The sequence below is a fragment of the Mycobacterium venezuelense genome (assembly GCF_054919535.1).
On the sequence record NZ_JBONDW010000024.1, the window covers coordinates 56,501 to 72,014 of the forward strand.

The 15,514-nt window shown below is 66.9% G+C and carries 18 protein-coding genes and 1 tRNA gene; 12 read left to right on the forward strand and 7 right to left on the reverse strand.

The genetic code is table 11. The annotated features are described in order from the left end of the window. Nucleotides 1–219: 219 nt before the first annotated feature. On the forward strand, nt 220–855 hold the full coding sequence (locus ACRCUN_RS29610; protein WP_067844230.1) for a porin MspA: 636 nt from the start codon (nt 220–222) through the stop codon (nt 853–855). Between the two features lie 81 nt (nt 856–936). On the opposite strand, the gene mscL is transcribed toward ACRCUN_RS29610, so the two are convergent. Beyond that, a complete protein-coding gene (mscL, locus tag ACRCUN_RS29615; RefSeq protein ID WP_462145190.1) occupies nt 937–1,404 on the reverse strand; it encodes a large-conductance mechanosensitive channel protein MscL in 468 nt (155 codons plus the stop codon). 145 nt (nt 1,405–1,549) lie between these two features. Between mscL and ACRCUN_RS29620 the strand changes: the two genes are divergently transcribed. Continuing rightward, the gene (locus ACRCUN_RS29620) at nt 1,550–1,768 is read left to right on the forward strand and encodes a hypothetical protein (protein ID WP_462145191.1); all 219 of its coding nucleotides are present in this window, start codon (nt 1,550–1,552) and stop codon (nt 1,766–1,768) included. Here the strand turns inward: ACRCUN_RS29620 and ACRCUN_RS29625 are convergent. Together ACRCUN_RS29625 and ACRCUN_RS29630 are read right to left on the reverse strand one after the other, a co-directional pair. Continuing rightward, nucleotides 1,762–2,421: an SAF domain-containing protein gene (locus tag ACRCUN_RS29625; RefSeq protein WP_462145192.1), complete on the reverse strand. Its 660-nt coding sequence runs from the start codon at nt 2,419–2,421 to the stop codon at nt 1,762–1,764. The two genes, ACRCUN_RS29620 and ACRCUN_RS29625, sit on opposite strands and share 7 nt — an antisense overlap. 69 nt (nt 2,422–2,490) lie before the next feature. Then, nucleotides 2,491–2,811, reverse strand: a complete 321-nt coding sequence (locus tag ACRCUN_RS29630) for an FmdB family zinc ribbon protein (RefSeq protein WP_462145193.1) — start codon at nt 2,809–2,811, stop codon at nt 2,491–2,493. Between the two features lie 125 nt (nt 2,812–2,936). Between ACRCUN_RS29630 and ACRCUN_RS29635 the strand changes: the two genes are divergently transcribed. Beyond that, nucleotides 2,937–3,614 (forward strand): HNH endonuclease family protein, encoded by a 678-nt coding sequence (locus ACRCUN_RS29635; RefSeq protein ID WP_462145194.1) that lies wholly within the window; start codon nt 2,937–2,939, stop codon nt 3,612–3,614. 7 nt (nt 3,615–3,621) lie between these two features. Here ACRCUN_RS29635 and ACRCUN_RS29640 read toward each other — a convergent pair whose 3' ends face one another. The 3 genes from ACRCUN_RS29640 to ACRCUN_RS29650 form a co-directional block, all read right to left on the reverse strand. After that, the gene (locus tag ACRCUN_RS29640) at nt 3,622–4,497 is read right to left on the reverse strand and encodes a universal stress protein (RefSeq protein ID WP_462145195.1); all 876 of its coding nucleotides are present in this window, start codon (nt 4,495–4,497) and stop codon (nt 3,622–3,624) included. After that, entirely contained in the window at nt 4,494–6,317 is a 1,824-nt protein-coding gene (locus ACRCUN_RS29645; protein ID WP_462145196.1) for an amino acid permease, read from the reverse strand. The genes ACRCUN_RS29640 and ACRCUN_RS29645 overlap by 4 nt, the downstream gene beginning before the upstream one ends. Nucleotides 6,318–6,407: 90 nt before the next feature. Further along, nucleotides 6,408–7,007 (reverse strand): 5-formyltetrahydrofolate cyclo-ligase, encoded by a 600-nt coding sequence (locus ACRCUN_RS29650; protein ID WP_462145197.1) that lies wholly within the window; start codon nt 7,005–7,007, stop codon nt 6,408–6,410. A gap of 27 nt (nt 7,008–7,034) precedes the next feature. Here ACRCUN_RS29650 and ACRCUN_RS29655 point away from each other — a divergent pair, with 27 nt between their 5' ends. The 5 genes from ACRCUN_RS29655 (at nt 7,035) to ACRCUN_RS29675 (ending at nt 11,366) form a co-directional block, all read left to right on the forward strand. Next, on the forward strand, nt 7,035–7,982 hold the full coding sequence (locus ACRCUN_RS29655; protein ID WP_462145198.1) for a UTP--glucose-1-phosphate uridylyltransferase: 948 nt from the start codon (nt 7,035–7,037) through the stop codon (nt 7,980–7,982). A gap of 53 nt (nt 7,983–8,035) precedes the next feature. Next, nucleotides 8,036–9,289, forward strand: coding sequence for a molybdotransferase-like divisome protein Glp (gene glp, locus ACRCUN_RS29660; protein ID WP_462145199.1), 1,254 nt, complete (start codon nt 8,036–8,038; stop codon nt 9,287–9,289). A gap of 6 nt (nt 9,290–9,295) precedes the next feature. Next, nucleotides 9,296–9,949: a GNAT family N-acetyltransferase gene (locus ACRCUN_RS29665; RefSeq protein WP_462145200.1), complete on the forward strand. Its 654-nt coding sequence runs from the start codon at nt 9,296–9,298 to the stop codon at nt 9,947–9,949. Nucleotides 9,950–10,164: 215 nt separating this feature from the next. Next, a complete protein-coding gene (gene sepX / locus ACRCUN_RS29670) occupies nt 10,165–11,238 on the forward strand; it encodes a divisome protein SepX/GlpR (protein ID WP_462145201.1) in 1,074 nt (357 codons plus the stop codon). 55 nt (nt 11,239–11,293) lie between these two features. Next, nucleotides 11,294–11,366: transfer RNA gene (locus tag ACRCUN_RS29675), tRNA-Ala, on the forward strand. A gap of 28 nt (nt 11,367–11,394) precedes the next feature. On the opposite strand, the gene ACRCUN_RS29680 is transcribed toward ACRCUN_RS29675, so the two are convergent. Continuing rightward, on the reverse strand, nt 11,395–12,585 hold the full coding sequence (locus ACRCUN_RS29680) for an MFS transporter (protein ID WP_462145202.1): 1,191 nt from the start codon (nt 12,583–12,585) through the stop codon (nt 11,395–11,397). 51 nt (nt 12,586–12,636) lie between these two features. On the opposite strand from ACRCUN_RS29680, the gene ACRCUN_RS29685 reads away from it, so the two are divergent. The 4 genes from ACRCUN_RS29685 (at nt 12,637) to ACRCUN_RS29700 (ending at nt 15,506) form a co-directional block, all read left to right on the forward strand. Then, complete coding sequence (locus ACRCUN_RS29685; protein ID WP_462145203.1) at nt 12,637–13,821, forward strand: ROK family protein; 1,185 nt, start codon at nt 12,637–12,639, stop codon at nt 13,819–13,821. Nucleotides 13,822–14,219: 398 nt separating this feature from the next. Continuing rightward, nucleotides 14,220–14,399: a hypothetical protein gene (locus tag ACRCUN_RS29690; RefSeq protein WP_462145204.1), complete on the forward strand. Its 180-nt coding sequence runs from the start codon at nt 14,220–14,222 to the stop codon at nt 14,397–14,399. 283 nt (nt 14,400–14,682) lie between these two features. After that, complete coding sequence (locus tag ACRCUN_RS29695) at nt 14,683–14,955, forward strand: hypothetical protein (protein WP_462145205.1); 273 nt, start codon at nt 14,683–14,685, stop codon at nt 14,953–14,955. Further along, the gene (locus ACRCUN_RS29700) at nt 14,952–15,506 is read left to right on the forward strand and encodes a hypothetical protein (RefSeq protein WP_462145206.1); all 555 of its coding nucleotides are present in this window, start codon (nt 14,952–14,954) and stop codon (nt 15,504–15,506) included. Before ACRCUN_RS29695 ends, ACRCUN_RS29700 begins: the two co-directional genes overlap by 4 nt. Nucleotides 15,507–15,514 lie beyond the last annotated feature (8 nt).

The following is a 15,514-nucleotide window of genomic DNA, read 5'->3' on the forward strand; positions in this document are numbered from 1 at the left end:
CATACGGGTCCACGCATGTGTGTCCTTGCGTTGCCGGTCGGATGCCTCCCCGTTATGTTCCTCGTGTCAACGATGAGCGAAACGTAAGAGCAGCATGTGGAGTTTTTAATTCGCACCACATGAAGGTCTTGCAAGGTGTGTGGTCTTGCATAGGGCCGGGCACCAAACAACAAAATCGGCGGACCTCCGGGATCCGCCGGCGACATAGCTAGGGAGAACATGAAGGCAATCAGTCGGGTGCTGATCGCGTTGGTTGCGGCCATCGCGGCTCTATTTACGAGCACTGGCACCTCTCACGCAGGTCTGGATAACGAGCTGAGCCTGGTTGATGGTCAGGACCGCACCCTGACCATCCAGCAGTGGGACACCTTCCTCAACGGTGTGTTCCCCCTGGACCGCAACCGCCTGACCCGTGAGTGGTTCCACTCCGGTCGTGCCAAGTACATCGTCGCCGGCCCCGGTGCCGATGAGTTCGAGGGCACCCTGGAACTCGGCTACCAGATCGGCTTCCCGTGGTCGCTGGGCGTTGGCATCAACTTCAGCTACACCACACCCAACATCCTGATCGACGATGGCAACATCACCCAGCCGCCGTTCGGCCTGGAGTCGGTCATCACCCCGAACCTGTTCCCCGGCGTGTCGATCTCGGCTGACCTGGGCAACGGCCCGGGCATCCAGGAAGTCGCCACCTTCTCGGTGGACGTCTCCGGTGCGGCCGGTGGTGTGGCGGTCTCCAACGCCCACGGCACCGTGACCGGTGCGGCCGGCGGTGTGCTGCTGCGTCCGTTCGCCCGTCTGATCGCCTCGACCGGTGACAGCGTCACCACCTACGGCGAGCCCTGGAACATGAACTAGTACATGAACGACTAGTTCGACCCAGACAAAAAACAGCCCCCGGCTTCGGCCGGGGGCTGTTTTTTGTGTGCGCCGTAACGGTCAGGTGCGGTCAGCGCTCGTGTGCTTGGCGGTATCCGGGCTCGGACCGGTGCCGGGGCCGGTGACGTGCTTGCCGGTGGATCCGTTGCCGTTCTCGGCCAGCAGATCGCGGATCTCGGTCAAGATGCTCAACTCGGTGTCCTGAGCCTGCTCGACTTCACCGCGTTCGCGCAGTTTCTTGTAGGGCAGCACGATCACGAAGTACACGACCGCCGCGACGATGAGGAAATTGATCAAGGCCGACAACACCGCGTTCAAGTCGACGAACTGCTCCGGATCGCCGCCGAGCGGAATCTTGAGAATGCCGTATTCGCGATCGCCTCCCGCGCCGACGCGATCGACCAATGGCTGGACGACTTTCTCCGTGAAGGCCGTGACGAGACCGGTGAAGGCCGCACCGATGACCACAGCAACTGAAAGGTCGATGACGTTGCCCCGGGAGAGAAACTCTTTGAAGCCCTTTAACATGCGGGGACCCTTCCTGCAGTAACGAGTGTGTTGGTGGGACAAGCGAACACTAACCGAGTTCGGCGTGCGAGATCAGGAATGGACTGCTACCGTCTTCGCGGACATCAATTGAGTTGTGCGCCAGCGACATCGGAACGGAGCCGTGATGAGCCCACGTAAAGCCCGCATGGTGGTGGCGGGGTTGGCGTTGGGGTTCGGCATCGGGCTCGCGGTCGCGCCAGCAGGCTGGGCCGAGCCGGCCACGCCGACTACTCCTGCTGTGCCGTCGGAAACGTCGACGACCGACGAGTTGACCGACATGGTGCTCGACGCGCTCGAGCAAGGGCCCGCGACGAGCACCGCGCCGCCGCGGCCCGCTCAGTGAATCGTCAGCGTCACGGCGCGCACCAGGCTTGCGGCGGCCACCTCGTTCGCTGAACGAGCGGGCAGCGCCACCAGAGCGACTCGATTGCCGCCGGTTGCCTTGGGCTTGTCCGACACCAGCACGACCACTGCGTCGGTGGCGACCACGACCGGCCGCGCCGGCTGTGGAGCGTCCGGAGAGTCCTCTGTCACGGTCAGCACGTCGACCACGTCACCCGGACGGATGAGGTCGAGCAGTGCGGCGTCACCGAGCTGAAGCGGCACGATTCGGGCGTCGGGCCCGGCGGCGGATTCGGCCAGTCGCGGTCCCAGCACCCGAACGTCGGTCAGTACTTCGCCACGCCGGACGGGCCCGGCCAGGGTCGCGCCGACGATGCCGTCGAGATCGCTGCGCGCGCCTTCGGGCAGGGTGGCCGCGCTGCGGCTCTCCAGTTGCACGTCCGCTGCGGTCAGTTCGGCGCCGGGGGCGAGGTCACGCGTGGCCACCGCGATATCGGTGTAGTCGCCGCGCGGATCCGACCGGACCGCGGCGATCGCCGCCAGCACCACCAACCCGGCGGCGACGGCTCGGCGCGCGGCGACCGTCCGGGTCCAATCCGGCCGAAGGGCAGCAGTCAGCCGGCGCAGTGCCGACGGGTTGAGAGATTCGGCCATGGCGTCACCGTAGGCGCAGGTGCGCCCAGCCGAAACGGTGTTATCGCCGGCCTGTGGATAACTCGCCGATCAGCTGGACGCGGCGGCGGCAGGCGTGGAGCTCGAGCTGCTCGAGGAGCTGTCCGATGAGGACGACGAAGCTGACGAAGCCTTCTCCGGCGATCCGCTTTCCGAGCTCTTGGACGACGACCCGTTGGACGAGCTCTTGCTCGAATCCCGGTTGTCGGTGCGGTAGAAGCCGCTGCCCTTGAACACCACTCCCACCGAGCCGAAGAGCTTGCGCAGCTTGCCGGAGCACTTGGGGCAGGTCGTCAGCGCATCGTCGCTGAAGGCCTGCACCGCGTCGAACCGATTTCCGCACTCGGTGCACGCATAGGAATAGGTAGGCACGAAAACCTCCGAGTTCGTCAAACTTGTTAGCACTCTACCGGCTCAAGTGCTAGAACCGCTACGTGGGCCATGTCATTCCCGCGAGCCGGCGGCGCCGGCGCCCCCGAAGGGTAGCGGTACTGGCGGTGGCCGCGGTCCTCCTGGTCGCGGTGGCCCTTGTCGTTCTGACCCACGCACGCGAAGTCGAGAACACGACCGCTGCGCAACAGTCGACGGCGGCGCAGCCGCGCAGTCCCGGCTACGACCACGCCCGTGCGTTGTTGGCCCAACTCCCGGTCAAAGGATGGGACCGGCACACCGATTACTCGCGCTACCGGTTCGGCGAGGCCTGGAGCGACGACGTCGACGTGGAGTTCGGGCGCAACGGCTGCAACACCCGCGACGACATCCTGCGCCGCGACCTTACCGATCTCGTGGTGCGCCCGGGCACGTGTTTCGCCGACCGCGGCACGTTGCACGATCCCTATACCGGCGTCGACATCGGGTTCATCCGCGGCCCCGATACGTCGAATGCCGTGCAGATCGACCATCTGGTGTCGCTGTCAGACGCCTGGTACAAAGGCGCCCGCGAGTGGGACCCGCAGCGCCGCAAGGATTTCGCGAACGACCCCCGTAACCTCGTCGCGGTGGCCGCGCAACCCAACTTCGACAAGGCGTTTCGCGACGCCGCGAGCTGGCTGCCGCCCAACCGCGCGTTCCGCTGCGAGTTCGTGTCCCGGCAAGTGGCGGTCAAAGCCGCCTATCAACTGTGGGTTTCGGCCAAGGAGAAGCAGGCGATGACGGCTGTGTTGGCCGGCTGCTAGGGGCCACTCACGTCGGGTAGCGCGGCACGATCATCACCGGAACCGGCGAGTGCCGCAGTATCTTCGACGCGGCCGAGCCGAGAAACACCTGAGCGGTCTGGGCGGCCGCCCCGGAGCCGAGCAGCAGCATGTCGCCGGTCTCCCACGGCACGTCTTCCACTGCCGAATTCCAGTCGGGCCCACTGCCCACGACCACGTCGACATCCGGCACCGGCACGCGTTCGCGAACGCTGTTGAGCAGCTTGACGATGTCGTCGTAGGTCCGGCGCGACCACTGCTGCACGACGAGATCCTCGGCCGCCGACTCGATGCTGCCGCTGAACGCCGCCACGTTGCGCACCGTGAACGACACGATGCGCAGGGTCGTCGACCACGATTTGGCGAGGTCGACGGCTGCCGGGATGAGGCCGTTGACATCGGACTCGCCGCCGTAGGCCGCGGTCAGCCGCCGGATCCGCCCGGAGCTCTGCGAATAGCCACGGGGTGCGATCGCGACCGGCACCTCAGCGGTGTGCACCAGACGCTCGGTGACGCTGCCGAGTGCCACCCGGCCCAGCAGACCAGACGACGACGATCCGACGACGACCAGGTTGGCCCGGTGCGCCGTGGTGAGTTCTGCCAAACCCGTTGGAACAGAAGTGGCTTCGTGTATCACGGTGGGAATGTCGACATCGCGGGGCAGCGCGCGGCGCAGCGACGCCTCCGTCTGGGAGGTGATGTATCTCAGGTATTCCTGTTCGACCGGATCGCCCCTTGGCGGCCACGGTCGCTCGATCACCGCGGCCGCGACGACCTTGTCGCCCGTGGCGCGCGCGATCTGAGCTGCCAGGTGCAGTGGCGCGCTGCCCTGCCTGCTCGCGCTGAACGCCGCCAGGATCGTCATGATGCGTGCTCCTCCGTGCGGATCCGGGACACCACGTGGGTCACTGGGATCTGGTGCTCGGCACGGGCGCGGTCGACGACGTCGAAGCGCTGCCACACCGACTCTTCGGGCGGCAGTGTCGATATCACGATCTGGTCGGGCCGGAATGCGTTGACGGCCGTGGCCAAGGCCCGCAGCGGACGGTAGTCGCCGACTTCGCCGTTCGCCTCGTTGCCGTCCGAGCGCAACGTGGCCAGTGTGTGTTCGAGCCGGCGCTGCGCGGCCTGCTGGGTGGCTTCGGAGATGTCGAGCGGTCCGTGGGTGGCGGCCACGCCGGTGTCGATCGGACTCGCGGGCACCACGACGTGATAGATCGACTCGCGGTCGGCCCCGATACGGCGGAGCTCGTCGAGCAACTCGGCCGAATGCACGGTTTGGTTGGCCAGCACCAGGACCCGGTGCGGGTGTGGTGTCGGCGCGACACCGGCCACTTCGGGCCTGCGCTTGATGAACAACCGGTTCGCCAGGAACAGCACGATCACCACCGCCCACGAGCACAGGCTGAGGATCAACGCCTTTCGGTTCTCGCCGCCCTGCAGGAACATCTGCAGCAGGATAGCCCCGATCGCCAGCGCGGTGAGGACCGAAAGCACCGGGAACAACCACATCTTCACCTTGAGCTCGGAATCCGGTGTGCGGTAACGCAACACGATCTGCGAAACCGCGATCAGCAGGTAGACGAACAAGATCACCGCGCCACTGGAGGCCAACAGGAACGCGAAGATCGTGTCCTCGAAGAACGCGGCGGCGATGACGCAGATGAGGCCGATCACCGACGAGGTCAGGATGGCCGTTGCCGGAACGCCACGTCGGGTCACCGCGACGAGTTGGGCCGGAGCCTCGCGGCGTGCGGCCAGTACGAACAACATTCGCGATGCGGTGTACATGCCCGAGTTCAGGCAGCTCAGCACAGCGGTGAGGACCACGGCGTTCATGATGTGGTCGGCGTAGGGGATACCCATCTCGGTGAACGCCGCGACGAACGGCGACGCGGCGGTCTGCTCGCTGTTCCACGGCAGGATCGTCACGAGCAGGAACGCCGAGCCGACGAAGAAGATCGCGATGCGCAGGATCACCGAATTCGCGGCTTTGGCCACGGCCCGTTCGGGATCCGATGACTCCGCGGCGGCGATCGTCGCGATCTCGGCACCGACCATCGAGAAGATCACCGTGACGACGCCGACCGTGATGGCCGTGACGCCCAGCGGGAAGAATCCGCCGTGAACCGTGAGGTTGGAGAAATCCAGGTTCTTCTGTGGCCACAGGCCCAGGACGAACAATGAACCGAGCCCGATGAAGACCAGGATCGCGGCCACCTTCACCCCGGCGAACCAGTACTCGAACTCACCGAACGACGCGACCGAGAACAGATTGGTGGCCGTCATGGCGATCAGCAGGATCAGCGCCGTCAGCCACAGCGGCACGTCCATCCAGTACTGGATGATCTTCGCGCCTGCGATCGCCTCGAAGCCGACCACGATCACCCAGAAGTACCAGTACAGCCAGCCCACCGAGAAGCCCGCCCAGTTGCCCATGGCGTTGCGCGCGTAGTCGGCGAAGGATCCGGTCGACGGATTGGCCACGGCCATCTCGGCCAGCATCCGCATGACCATGATGATCAGGACGCCAGCGAGCGCGTACGTGATGAAGGTTCCCGGACCGGTGTCGCCGATCACCACTCCGGAGCCGACGAACAGGCCTGCGCCGATGACGCCGCCGATCGCGATCATGCGCAGCTGCCGTTGGCTCAGCGCCTTCTTCAGTCCCAGGGTTTCGCCCATTTCGGTTACCGGCCCTCCTTGAGAAGTGATTGAGATCACATACCCAATTCGGACGCTTTGTCCACAGGACTCTTCAGATGGCGCTGCGTGTCAGCGGCCCAGCGCCACGATGCCGCCGTCCGGCGTCAGCGCATGCGTCATGCGTACGTCGTGCGGTTCGGCGGGGAGTTCGTCGAGAAGTTCGTCGTCGCGCACGACCGCGACCAGCCGTGCGTCGGGCGCTACGCAGCCGAGCGTGCGGTCGTAGAAGCCGGCGCCGCGGCCCAGCCGGGAGCCGGAGCGGTCCACGGCGAGCGCGGGCACCAGGATGACGTCGGCCTCGCCGGCCGCCTCGGCGGGCAGCCACGGCGGCGGCGGCTCACGCAGTCCGAATTCCGCGTCGAGCAGACCGCCCGGCCGGTACGTGCCCCACTGCATCGGCATCGGCACGCCGTCGGAGTCGTTGCGGGCGATCGGAAGCAAAACTCGCACACCGAGATTCAGCAAGGTGTCGAGCATTGCCGGCGAGCCGGGCTCGGAACCGACCGGAACATACGCGCACACCGTCTGGCCACGGGCGACCAGCGCGGGCAGCCAGCGGGACAGGGCGGCCGCCTCGGCATCGCGGATGTGCTGAGCCAGCCCGCGCCGTTTTCGCAAAAGTGCAGCACGTAACTGGTTCTTCGACCTTTGCACCACGACCTCCACCATTTCAAATTGGGCGTTAATGTGTGAACGATGACCACGCCTCCAAAGGCACCTGAGGTGCCTATTCCCTATACAGCGGTCGTCCCGGCTGCGGGTCTGGGGACGCGTTTTCTGCCGGCGACGAAGACTGTGCCCAAAGAACTGCTGCCCGTCGTCGATACGCCTGGCATCGAACTCGTGGCCGCCGAGGCCGCCGAGGCCGGTGCCGAACGCCTGATCATCGTCACCTCGGAGGGTAAGGACGGGGTGGTCGCCCACTTCGTCGAAGACCTCGTGCTCGAGGGCACGCTCGAAGCCCGCGGCAAGAAGACCATGCTCGAGAAGGTGCGGCGCGCGCCTGCCCTCATCAAAGTCGAATCGGTCGTGCAGGCCGAGCCGCTTGGCCTGGGCCATGCCGTCAGCTGTGTCGAGCCCGCCCTGACACCCGACGAAGAAGCCATCGCCGTGCTGCTGCCCGACGACCTGGTGCTGCCGACGGGTGTGCTGGAGACGATGTCGAAGGTGCGGGCCAAGCGCGGCGGCTCAGTGCTGTGCGCCATCGAGGTGCCTGGCGACAAGATCAGCGCGTACGGCGTGTTCGACGTCGAGCCCGTGCCCGATGCGGCCAATCCCAATGTGCTGCGGGTCAAGGGCATGGTCGAGAAGCCCAAGGCCGAGGATGCGCCGTCGCCGTATGCCGCGGCCGGCCGCTACGTCCTCGACCGGGCGATATTCGATGCGCTGCGGCGGGTTTCGCGCGGCGCGGGCGGCGAGATCCAGTTGACCGACGCCATCGCACTCCTCATCGAAGAGGGCCATCCGGTGCACGTCGTCGTGCACCGCGGCGCTCGACACGACCTGGGAAATCCCGGCGGCTACCTGAAGGCTGCGGTTGACTTTGCGTTGGAACGGGATGACTACGGCCCTGAACTGCGGCAGTGGTTGGTCGAACGACTGGGTCTGGCCGAACGTGAAGTAGGCGGTAGCACTAGCCAGTAGTGCACCACCCCTGGCCGCGCGCCGGACCCGGCTGACGGGTAGAAAGGCGTGTTGTGCGTTCGGTGGAGGAGCAGCAGGCCCGGGTGGCGGCCGCCGCGGTGGCACCAAGGCCGGTGCGGGTGGCCATAGCCGAATCGCAGGGCCTGATGTGTGCCGAGGAGGTTGTCACCGAGCGGCCCATGCCGGGGTTCGATCAGGCCGCCATCGACGGTTACGCAGTGCGCAGCGTCGACGTTCTCGGCGTGGGGGACGCCGACTCCGAGGACGGTGGCGGTGAGATCAGCCTGCCGGTGATGGGGGCGATCGAGGCAGGCGCGCGGACACCCAGCCGACTGCAGCCGCGCCAGGCCGCGCGCGTACAGACCGGCGCGCCGATGCCGACCTTGGCCGACGCGGTGCTGCCGCTGCGGTGGACCGACGGCGGTCAGAACCGGGTTCGAGTGCTGCGCGGCGTGCGGTCGGGTGCCTACGTCCGGCGCACCGGTGACGATGTGCAGCCCGGCGACGTCGCGGTACGGGCAGGCACGATCATCGGCGCCGCGCAGGTCGGTCTGCTCGCGGCGGTCGGACGCGATCGGGTGCTGGTGCACCCGCGGCCCCGGCTGTCGGTGATGTGTGTGGGCGGTGAACTCGTCGACGTATCACGCACGCCGGGCACCGGTCAGGTCTACGACGTCAACTCGTACGCGCTCGCGGCCGCGGGCCGCGACGCCGGGGCCGAGGTCAATCGCGTCGGCATCATCAGTACCGATCCCGCCGAATTGCGGGAAACCGTTGAGGGCCAAGTCAATCGCAATGAGATCGTGGTGATCGCAGGTGCGGTCGGCGGCGCGGCCGCCGAGTCGGTGCGGACGGTGCTGTCGGAGCTCGGCGACATGGAGGTCACGCGGATCGCGATGCATCCCGGCTCGGTGCAGGGTTTCGGTCAGCTGGGGCGGGACCGGGTTCCGGTCTTTCTGTTGCCCGCCAATCCGGTCAGCGCGCTCGTGGTGTTCGAGGTGATGGTGCGTCCCCTGATCCGGCTGTCGTTGGGTAAGCGGCAGCCGATGCGGCGCATCGTGCAGGCCCGCACGCTGGCCCCGATCAGCTCGGTGCCGGGTCGCAAGGGTTATCTGCGTGGTCAGCTGATGCGCGACCAGGACACCGGGGAGTACCTCGTGCAGGCCCTCGGCGGTGCACCGGGGGCGTCCACCCATCTGCTGGCCACGCTGGCCGAGGCCAACTGTCTGGTCGTGGTGCCGAGCGAGGTCGAACAGGTCCGCACCGGCGAGACCGTCGATGTTGCGTTTCTGGCCCAACGGGGCTGAAGCGTCATGGGTCTCTTCCGCGCCGAGGGTCCGCATCCGGGCTGGCCCGATTGTGTGGGTCCGCTGCGCGTTCCCGCCGGTGTGGTGCGGCTGCGGCCGGTGCGGCTGCGCGACGCCGCGACCTGGAGCCGGATCCGGCTCGCCGACCGCCAGCACCTTGAGCCGTGGGAACCGGTCACCGGAACGGATTGGAATGTGCGCCATGCCGTTTCGTCGTGGCCCGCGGTGTGCTCGGGGCTGCGTTCGGAGGCCAGGCGGGGACGGATGCTGCCGTACGTGATCGAGCTCGACGGCCAGTTCGTCGGTCAGCTCACGATCGGCAACGTCACTCATGGGGCCTTGCGGTCGGCGTGGATCGGCTACTGGGTGGCCAGTTCGAAGACCGGCGGCGGCATCGCGACGGCCGCGCTCGCCCTCGGGCTCGACCACTGCTTCTCCGGCGTGCGGCTACACCGGGTCGAGGCCACGGTCCGGCCCGAGAACGCGCGCAGCCGGGCCGTGCTGGCGCGCGTCGGATTCCGCGAAGAAGGGTTGCTGCGCCGCTATCTCGAAGTGGACGGGGCTTGGCGGGACCACCTGCTCGTGGCGATCACCGTGGAGGAGTTGTCGCAGCCCGCCGCGCACGCGCTCGTGCAGGCCGGCCGCGCCAGCTGGGCTTGAGGCTCACGGCTTTCCGCGAAACTGCATTCCCGGTTGCCGAGCCGACGCGGAAGCGGCCGGGAATGCAGTTCCGCGACGTCAATCTGTTACAACTGTGACATTTGTGACTGGTGGTGCTTGTCTCCAGCGAATTACAGGTGTGTAATTGTGCTCGGCGCGCCGTCCACGGATGCGCTGGTCACAGACCTAGCCTGGAGGGGAAAGGAGCAGGCGTCATGCCAAGCATCCCCCAATCATTACTGTGGATCTCCCTCGTCGTGCTCTGGCTCTTCGTGCTGGTCCCGATGTTGATCAGCAAGCGTGACTCGGTCCGTCGCACGAGCGACGTCGCCTTGGCGACGCGCGTGCTCAACAGCGGGCGCAACGCGCAACGGTTACGGCGCGGTCCCGCCGCCGGCCATCACAGCGACCCGCACTGGCAGCCCGCGACAGATCACCTCGACGAGGATTTGGACGGCGAACTCGAAGAGGTCGACGACGAACCCCGTCACTCGGTCGTCGTGGCGGCCGCGGTGGCCGAGGACCCCGAGCCCGACTACCTCGATGTCGACATCGTCGAAGAGGATTCCGGCGCCCTGCCGGTCGGCGCCTCTGTCGACGACTCTGAAGCCGAGCCGGCCGTCGAAGAGGTCGAAGAACCCCAGGCGGCCGAGCCCCTCGCTGAGGCTCAAACCGACGAGGTGCCACTGGATCTCGACGATCCCGACGATCTCATCGATGACAGTGACGAGCATGAGGAAAGTTCCGACCCGACGGCCGACGAATACGAGTACGTCGACGACTCGTCGGGGCTCGAGGCCGAATCCGAGACCGACGACCGCGATCAGCGGACCGAAACGCCCGTCGCATCGCTGAGCGCCAACCGGCAACGCCGCTACGAATCCAAGACCGCGGCCCAGGTGAGTGCGCGCAAGTACAAGTTCCGCAAGCGCGTGCTCGCGGTGTTCGCGGTCGTGCTCATGGTGTCGGCCGCCATGGCGTTCCTGGTGAACCCCGCGGCGTGGTGGGTGTGTGGCACCGCGGCCACGCTGACGGTGCTGTACCTGGCCTACCTGCGCCGCCAGACCCGCATCGAGGAGCAACTGCGCCGCCGCCGCGCGCAGCGGATGATGCGGTCTCGATTGGGCGTGGAGAACACCGACGACCACAAGCTCGATGTGGTGCCGGCACGGTTGCGCAGGCCCGGTTCGGTGGTGCTTGAGATCGACGACGAAGACCCGATCTTCGAGCATCTGGACTATGCACCGTTCTCGCGTGAATACGATCTACCACGCGCTTCCGGGCAGTAGGGCGGTCGGTTTCTGTAGTTGGGCACTCGGCTGGTAGCCTGTGCTACCGGTATCAGGGGCTATGGCGCAGTTGGTAGCGCGACTCGTTCGCATCGAGTAGGTCAGGGGTTCGATTCCCCTTAGCTCCACTTCAGTTCGACGTTCGCGGCGGTTCGGCTACGGCCGGGATGGAAACGCCCGCCGCGCTATCACGACAACGGCAAGCCCCGCGGAGATCAGCGTGATGGCGCTGATCGGCAGGCTGCCGATCCCGACGACGTTCAGCAGTCCGGCGCCGATTGCCGCGCCACCCGCGATGCCGAGGTTGGCGCTGGCGTTGACCCACGCTCCCGCGAGTTCCGGTGAGACCGCGTGGCACCGTACGGCGCACGCTTGGTAGATCGACGCCATACCGCCGAACGCGCCGTTCCACAGTGCGACCGCGAGCAGCACCCACGTCAGTGCCGGATACGTGACGGCCAGCATGGCGAGCCCGCCGATGACGATCAGCAAGACCACGGTCGCCGTTCGTCGTGGATTGCGGTCCAAAGCCTTTGCGCTGCAGAACAGTCCGATGACACCGCACGCGCCGCAGACGAGGAGTGCGGGCCCGACGAACGCCGAGCCCAGCCCGGACGACAGCAGCACCAGGCTTATGTAGGTGTAGATGCTGAACTGCCCGAGCCAGGTGAGCGCGTTCGCGCCGACCACCGCAGCCAGGCCGGCGCGGCTGCCGCGTGCCGTGCCCGCCGGGTGGTCGCCGGACACGCCGGGCAGCAGTCGTGCGACAAGCATCAGGATCACCACCGCGACTCCGGCGAGTACCGCGAACGGCACCCGCCACCCGAAGGCGGTGCCCAGCGACGTGGCGAGTGGAACGCCGACGACGATTCCCGCCGATGCGCCACCGCCGGCGATGGCGAGTGCCCGGCCGACGTACGCGGCAGGCACGAGTCGCGGCGCGTAGCCGATGCACAGCGAGAAGAACAGGGCGTGGCTGACGCCGCCGATCGCGCGCCCGGCGGCAACCATCGCGAACACCGGCGCGGCGGCGACCATGACATTGCACAGCGCGTACCCGACGAGCGTGAGCAGCAATAGCGGTTTGCGGCCGTAGCGTGCCGTGATGACCGTCAGCGGAACGGCGAGCGTGGCCACCATGACCGCGTACAGGCTCACCAACAGGCCCGTCAGCGATGCCGACACGCCGAAGTTCTCCCCGATCGCGGGCAGCAGGCCGACCGGTAACAACTCGGTGGTGACGGCCAGGCAGGACGCGGCGGCCAGCGACAGCAGGCCGGGCAGATTGGCCCTCAAACCCGCGGCGGATCGCGCGGATTCGGCCTGTGTCAGAGGCGTTGCCGTCATGGGGCCGAATATACTCAGAGGACGAGTTAAATCAAATGGGATATTTATGCCATGCCAACCGAGCATCGATCCGCATCTCAGGTGCGCTGGTATGGCGCGGCGAAGATGATCGCGTTGGTGCGTGCGCAGCCGGGCATCACCCGGGCAGTCGCCGCCCAGCGGCTGCGCATGAGCAGCGGCGGCGCGACCGATCTGCTGGCCCGGTTGCGGCGCGCACATCTGCTCGATGAGAGCCCGGCGCCCGCGCAGGGCCGGGGCCGGCCGACGACCGTGCTCGGACCGCATCCAGACGGGCCACTCGTGCTCGTCGTCGATCTACGCCCCGGGGACTGGCGGCTGGCGCAGGCCGGGCTCGACGGTGTGCCGCACGTCGTGGCCGAGGGAAGGTCGGTCGGCCAGGCCGGGCTGCTCGACGACATCGCGGCCGAGATCGCCAAGGCGTATCGGAAGCGCGCCGGCCGAGTGCGCGCCGTAGCCGTGTCGGTGGCCGGAACGGTAAGCGATTCGCGGCTGGTGCAATTCACGACGCGCGGCTGGAGCGGCATCGACCTCTCGGCGATCATGTCGCGGCTCCCGGCCCGGGTCCAGCTGCCACTGCTGCCCGGCAACGACGCGACACTGGCCGGACTGGCCGAGGCGCGCTACGGCTCGGCCCGCGACGCAGACACCGTGCTGCATCTCATCATCACGGTCGGCATCGGCGGCACGCTGATCGTCAACGGTGAGCCCGTGACCGGTTCTCACGGCGCCGCAGGCGAATACGGGCACATACCGTTCGGTGATCCCGCTCTGGTTTGCCCATGCGGCGCGAGCGGCTGCTGGGACCAGACGGTCGACGGACGTGCGCTGGCCCGCCACCTCGGCCTGCCGCGGCCGGGGGACCCGATCGCGTTCGCCTACGAGCAGTTGAAGGTTAGCCCGGTACCGCAGAAGCTGCGGGCCGCGTTCGATGCGGTGGCGACGTCGCTCGGCCGGGGCGTCGCGGGGCTGGTGAACATCCACGATCCCGACATCGTCACGCTCGGCGGATTGGCACCGCCGCTGCGCGAAGCCGCGCCTGAAGCGTTCGAATCGGCCTATCGCGACGGACTGATGACGTTCCGGAAGGCTTCGGCACCGCCGGTGCGCGACGGACTTCTCGGCGAGGATGCCCCGATTCACGGCGCCGCGGCGCTCGCACTCGATCATGTGACAACGGAAGCGGCACTCGCCGATTGGGCCGAACTGCACGCCTGACGTCCAGGGGTAATTATCGGCCGGGACGGTATTCGCCGATTCGGTGTGGCGAGGACGGACAACATTCGGCCATCCGGCGTTCGGCTTCGGCCCGATTCATGCGGCCTCTCGGCCGATGCCTCCATATTTCCCATCGACAACGTGCTCGAATGACCCATCGCGCCATTCTGTATAACGAATCCAACCGTGGCGCGGCCATGTTGAGGCGGGTGCCAATCGCCGCGCGAAAGCGTTGCTGGTGGTTCGATCAGGGCATCTCGATATCGACCCGAGCTACGACGCCGCCCACAAGGCCATGCTTGCCCGGCGGTCCGCGTCGATAGCCTGAACCCGAGGTGCGCGAGCGGCCAGGAAGTGTAGCTGCATTCACATCGCGTGAGTGCGGTTTCCGGCCCAAAGTGATTGAGAATCAGCGACTGGCCGCTGCGGGCGTGCGCGTGCTGCTGCCGTCCAGTCGCGGCGCGATCGTGACACGCAACCCGGGGTTGCGTGCCACGTCCTTGTTCGTGGCGTTGGGCCGGGGATTCGGCAGTCGTGTCGAGCGGGCGTCGCGCGCAGTCCGGCTGCCCAGCGAATGAAATCCGTCAAGAATTTGCTGGCTGGCACCGTTATGGCGGGCAGGCGATACACTCGCTTTTGCCAGATTTGACGGTTCGCGTTCATCTGACGGGCTCGACAATGGACTGGGCAAAGCCCTCGGGCGCGTGATTGTCAAAAGCCAGCCCGGGCAACTGATCTGCCATTTTCGTTGCCGAAGATTTCGCAGTATTTTCGGTGCAGAATCAATACCCCCCGTAGTAGGGGATCGGGGTGACGGTGGAGTAGCCTGCCTTGAGCAGATTGGCCAGTTGGGGGATTGTGGTGGCGAACGATCTGAGAGTCGACCCGGGCGGGCTCAGGGCAGGTGCTATAAGCAGCGAGATGATCGCCGCCGAATTGACGGCGGAGACCGTCGACGCCGCCTTGGTCAGCCCCACCCATACGGGTGTGTCGGCGATGGATGCTGCCGTGTCGGCGGCCCGAGGTCGCCAATCCACGCGCGTGAGTGCGCAGGCCGGGGACATGCTGGCCGGCGCCAGCCGCTTCGAGGCCGTCGATGATGAAACCGCTGGGGGCTTGGCGGAGTTGATGTGAGCTCGACCGACAACGCGGGATCATCCGATGACGTTCCGACCCGATCCCGGATAGAGTCTTGGGACACAACGCATCTGGACGACGCGGCCGCCCGCTGGCGCCAGATGGCCGCGCAGTCCGAGGAGCTGTTCGAATGGCACCGGCAGAATGTCGCCGCCCCTGGCGGGACCGAATGGTCAGGTGACGCCGGGGAGTCCGCGCTGAATCGGGTCACCACTGACGCCGTCGTGGTCCGCAAGCAGGGCGACATTCAACGCGAGGCGGCCAACATCGCCGAGGACGGAAGCCGCGACCTTCGGCTCGCCGTGGGCCAGGTGCTCGAGGCCATCGCCGCGGCCGAGTCCGACGGGTTCGAGGTCGGCGAGGACCTGTCGGTCCGGGACACGCGCCGCATCGACGTGTCGACGATGGCAATGCGCTACACCGCTTCCCGTGAACACGCCGAGGACATTCGGTGGCATGCCGAACGGCTCATGCAGACCGACATCTATCTCGGCCAACGTCTTCAAGGTAAAGCGCTCGAGCTGGACGGGACACAATTCGAGGCCTGACGGTGTTG

Bases quoted from the DNA above. Each gene is read 5' to 3' on its own strand.
- ACRCUN_RS29625 (WP_462145192.1), bottom strand. From the start codon at position 2,421: ATGGCCGAATCTCTCAACCCGTCGGCACTGCGCCGGCTGACTGCTGCC.
- mscL (WP_462145190.1), bottom strand. From the start codon at position 1,404: ATGTTAAAGGGCTTCAAAGAGTTTCTCTCCCGGGGCAACGTCATCGAC.
- ACRCUN_RS29680 (WP_462145202.1), bottom strand. From the start codon at position 12,585: ATGACGGCAACGCCTCTGACACAGGCCGAATCCGCGCGATCCGCCGCG.
- ACRCUN_RS29610 (WP_067844230.1), top strand. From the start codon at position 220: ATGAAGGCAATCAGTCGGGTGCTGATCGCGTTGGTTGCGGCCATCGCG.
- sepX (WP_462145201.1), top strand. From the start codon at position 10,165: ATGCCAAGCATCCCCCAATCATTACTGTGGATCTCCCTCGTCGTGCTC.
- ACRCUN_RS29650 (WP_462145197.1), bottom strand. From the start codon at position 7,007: ATGGTGGAGGTCGTGGTGCAAAGGTCGAAGAACCAGTTACGTGCTGCA.
- ACRCUN_RS29685 (WP_462145203.1), top strand. From the start codon at position 12,637: ATGCCAACCGAGCATCGATCCGCATCTCAGGTGCGCTGGTATGGCGCG.
- ACRCUN_RS29655 (WP_462145198.1), top strand. From the start codon at position 7,035: ATGACCACGCCTCCAAAGGCACCTGAGGTGCCTATTCCCTATACAGCG.
- ACRCUN_RS29640 (WP_462145195.1), bottom strand. From the start codon at position 4,497: ATGACGATCCTGGCGGCGTTCAGCGCGAGCAGGCAGGGCAGCGCGCCA.
- ACRCUN_RS29620 (WP_462145191.1), top strand. From the start codon at position 1,550: ATGAGCCCACGTAAAGCCCGCATGGTGGTGGCGGGGTTGGCGTTGGGG.
- ACRCUN_RS29665 (WP_462145200.1), top strand. From the start codon at position 9,296: ATGGGTCTCTTCCGCGCCGAGGGTCCGCATCCGGGCTGGCCCGATTGT.
- ACRCUN_RS29645 (WP_462145196.1), bottom strand. From the start codon at position 6,317: ATGGGCGAAACCCTGGGACTGAAGAAGGCGCTGAGCCAACGGCAGCTG.